General features: G+C 54.2%; 4 protein-coding genes. 2 read left to right on the forward strand and 2 right to left on the reverse strand.

The window, feature by feature from the left end; genetic code table 11:
* Positions 1 to 238: 238 nt before the first annotated feature.
* Positions 239 to 1,549 (forward strand): CO2 hydration protein, encoded by a 1,311-nt coding sequence (locus LKE08_RS21080; protein ID WP_375341455.1) that lies wholly within the window; start codon positions 239 to 241, stop codon positions 1,547 to 1,549.
* Between the two features lie 89 nt (positions 1,550 to 1,638).
* On the opposite strand, the gene LKE08_RS21085 is transcribed toward LKE08_RS21080, so the two are convergent.
* Together LKE08_RS21085 and LKE08_RS21090 are read right to left on the reverse strand one after the other, a co-directional pair.
* Positions 1,639 to 2,040 carry a fasciclin domain-containing protein gene (locus LKE08_RS21085; protein ID WP_324706226.1) on the reverse strand — a complete coding sequence of 134 codons (402 nt, stop codon included), beginning with the start codon at positions 2,038 to 2,040 and terminating at the stop codon, positions 1,639 to 1,641.
* A gap of 95 nt (positions 2,041 to 2,135) precedes the next feature.
* The gene (locus LKE08_RS21090; RefSeq protein ID WP_324706227.1) at positions 2,136 to 2,423 is read right to left on the reverse strand and encodes a hypothetical protein; all 288 of its coding nucleotides are present in this window, start codon (positions 2,421 to 2,423) and stop codon (positions 2,136 to 2,138) included.
* Between the two features lie 262 nt (positions 2,424 to 2,685).
* Between LKE08_RS21090 and LKE08_RS21095 the strand changes: the two genes are divergently transcribed.
* Positions 2,686 to 3,483, forward strand: coding sequence for an MlaE family lipid ABC transporter permease subunit (locus tag LKE08_RS21095; protein ID WP_324706228.1), 798 nt, complete (start codon positions 2,686 to 2,688; stop codon positions 3,481 to 3,483).
* Positions 3,484 to 3,799 lie beyond the last annotated feature (316 nt).

A 3,799-nucleotide genomic window follows, 5' to 3' on the forward strand; every position in this document is an offset into this window, starting at 1 on the left:
AAAAATCCTTGCTCCTGTCTCCCATCAACGGTTTTCATTGTCGCCCTCGACAATTTTTAACCGAGAATGAAACGGCCGGGCCTTACCAAAGGGGAATTTGACCCATTCTCCCCCCTTATTAAGGGGAATTTGACCCATTCTCCCCCCTTATTAAGGGGAATTTGACCCATTCTCCCCCCTTATTAAGGGGGGCTGGGGGGGATCTTCAACTTTGAAACTTATAATGAATTGAGAATTAATGATGGCACCCACTTTAATACAACCGGAAACCAAACCGACCAAACTGCCGCCTTCCAACCACGAATTTGCCGAAGTCATTCACCGCCTGGAAGCCGGAGGCGCGATGCTGCCGGACACGCCAGAAAATTTGATGCAAATTATCGGGATTTATAAAGCCTATGCCGTGCCGATGGATTTCTATTGGCGGGATTTGCTGTATATTGCGGAACGGGTATTTTTGAATCCGGTTCCCTTTTTCAAATACTTTTTGCCCCAGGAATATTTAGACCTGCACAATCACTATGCCGGGGACGATGCCGACCTGAGAATTTGGCGAGGGGAGGCGACTGCCCACCCGGAATTGTTGGCATTTATCGAAAAGGGTGAAACCCAGAAAAAGATGCCGAAATTGTTCCACCACCTGTGGCACGATCGCATCAACATGGAGTTCGCCGAAGCCTGCATGGTGGCGATGTTTTGGCATCGGGAAATGGGGGGGCAGTTTGACGGCTATTTGGATACGGAAGAATACAAAGCCAACGCCGATCGCGCCATCCGCGCCTATTTCCGCAAAAATCCGGTGATGCTGGGACTCTACAAGCTGTTTCCCGATATGTTTTTGGAACAGGTGCGGCAGTTGTCCTACTACAGCAATTTGGGGCTATTTTGGGAAGTGATGGCTCCGGTGTTTTTCGAGATGAGCGACCTTTACGATGAGGGTAAATTAACCAGCGTCCCCGAGGCGATGAACTTCCTGGTTAACGGTATTTTTGCGATCGCCGGACGCCCGATTTACCACCACGCTTACATCGATGGGGAATGTTACGAAATTATTCCCAAATCGAAAGGATTTACCTGGCTGTACGAGGCGGCGTTACCCTATGTAGAAGCCGTATTTTACCGCACCGCACCCTTCCGCGGCACCAAATCTTACAACGCCCAGGCGAAGGAAGTGCCCGACGATCAGAAAGATTTCCACTACGGCATTCTCTACGCCGATATCTTCCCGGTGGGGACGGCGGGGATTCCGCCCACACTCCTGATGCAGGATATGTACCATTTTCTGCCGCCCTATTTGGTGGACTATTACAAACAGCACTGCCGGGGCGAGGACGATATGTTGATCCAGTTGGCGAACAGTTTCCAGCGATCGATGTATTGTGTCACCTCTGCGGTGATTCAGGCGTTGCGGACGGCGTTGCTGTATCCCCTCGACGATCCCAACCCCCGCCACCTACAGGCGAACCGGGCATTTTTTGAAGCCCAAATGGATCGCTTCAAGCGTCCGGAAGCGCGGCTGCGAAATATCCAAACCCCGGATTATCGTTAGAATTGATAATTTGGGGGTCTAGAAACCGGGTTTCTACTTGGATTGATATGGGGAAACTCAAATTGTCCAAGAAACCCGGTTTCTTGGTTTCAGCCCATCAAAATCACGTTGTCGATGACGTGAATGACGCCGTTATCCGCTTCGATATCTGCCGCGACAACCGTGGCATTTTTGACTTCAAAGCCGTCCTCAAAATTGAGGGGAATGGGCGATCCCTCGACGGAGGTGAGGGTCTGCATTTTTTCCAGATCCGCCTTCATCAACTTGCCCGGGACGACGTGATAGGTCAAGATGCGGGCGAGTTGGGGCGGATTTTGAACGAGGGTTTGGATGGTTCCGGGCGGGAGTTTGGCGAACGCATCGTCGTTGGGGGCAAAAACGGTGAAAGGGCCGGGGGTTTTCAAGGTTTCCACCAACCCGGCGGTTTGGACGGCCGTCACCAGTGTGGTGAAGGACCCTGCATTGACTGCAATATCTACAATATCTGCCATCGATCGCGATATACTGATTTCAAAAATAACGCTTCTGACGATCCTAGACGAATTCGGACTCAAAGCGATCGCCGCCCGTCAAAACATTAATAATATTAGTGACCCCGTGGGTTTTGAGAGGAGGCATAGGTGTCAAATAAGGCCCCCACCAAACTGCACGTCGTGCCAATAATCAACCCCCCCTGGAGGGGATTTCCGCTGCCGAAGATGGCGAGAAACTCCAAAATCTGATCAATGCCAACTTGGCCGATCGCATTCAAGAACGGCAGTTGACGGACGAAGATTGCGATCGCCAACCCCCCGCCGACGATCAGGATGGGGGTCGCGAAGCTGAAAACCATCGTCAAAATGAGCGATCGCAGAAAATCAGGCAAAATACTCATGTGGGTGATTTTCAATGGAATCGGTCAGCCGATCGACTGACAAGATAAGGTTCGCTTGTCTACCACGATAAAGGCGATCGCCCCGTTCGTACCGTTCTGTCAGAAAACTTAAATTAGATACATTTTTGTTTAACTAACGGCGGGTTGCCGGGGCGATAACTCCCCCCTCGGAGGGATCGGACTCGATATAAATGTTGGCAAAATGTAACAAATCGTATAAAGCTGTTATCTTAAATATTTGAGCGTTCCCCGGATCAGTTCCTTGAGCAATTCAAAAACCCGTTCCAGCCTCGGCCTGTGGACTCAGCGCTTCATCGCCTCCCTGTTCCTGGGGGGGCAAGTCTTCATCCACCTGCTGCAGGGCAAAATTCACCGCCGCAACACCTTGGACCAGATGGCCGCCGTCGGCCCGGAGTCGCTGCTGATCGCCCTGCTGACGGCCAGTTTCGTGGGTATGGTGTTCACCATCCAGGTGGCCCGGGAATTCGTCACCCTGGGGGCGGGAAACTTGGTGGGGGGCATCCTCGCCCTGTCCCTGAGTCGGGAACTCAGCCCCGTACTCACCTCCGTCATCGTCGCCGGACGGGTGTGCTCCGCCTTCGCCGCCGAATTGGGGACGATGCGCGTCACGGAACAGATCGACGCCCTCTACATGATGAAAACCGATCCGGTGGACTACCTGGTGATCCCCCGGGTGCTCGCCTGCTGTCTGATGTTGCCCCTCCTGACGATTATTTGTCTGATCACCGGGTTGGCGGGGGGGATGCTGATTTCTGGCAGCCTGTACGGCATCTCGTCCGGGGCGTTCCTGGACTCGATCCGCAATTTCATGACGGTTTGGGATCTCCTCAGCGCCGAAATCAAGTCCGTGGTGTTCGGGTGGGCGATCGCGGTGATCGGCACCAGTTGGGGCCTGACCACCACCGGCGGCGCCAAGGGCGTCGGACAGTCCACCACCACCGCCGTCGTCACCTCCCTCCTGGCGATCTTCATCCTCGATTTCTTCCTCTCCTGGCTGATGTTTCAGGGCGCCGGCAGTGCCGTCTTGCAGGGAGCGTGAATTGGGGTGTGGGGTGTGCTCGGTGGGGTGTGGGGTGTGGGCGGGGGAGCGGAGGGAGCAGAGGAAGCGGAGGGAGCAGAGGGAGCGGAGGGAGCGGAGGGAGCAGGGGGAGCAGGGGGAGCAGGGGGAGCGGAGGGAGCGGAGGGAGCGGAGGGAGCGGAGGGAGCGGAGGGAGCAGAGGGAGCAGAGGGAGCAGAGGGAGCGAAGAAACGGGTGGAACATCCAGACCGCTTGGGAATCAATTCCCAAGCTAATAGCCAAAATCATATTCAGATGATTGGGGAATTTGTACGGATCTGACTATAAATTTGCCTCC

The sequence above is a fragment of the Lyngbya sp. CCY1209 genome (genome assembly GCF_035615495.1).
Lineage (GTDB): Bacteria > Cyanobacteriota > Cyanobacteriia > Cyanobacteriales > Microcoleaceae > Limnospira.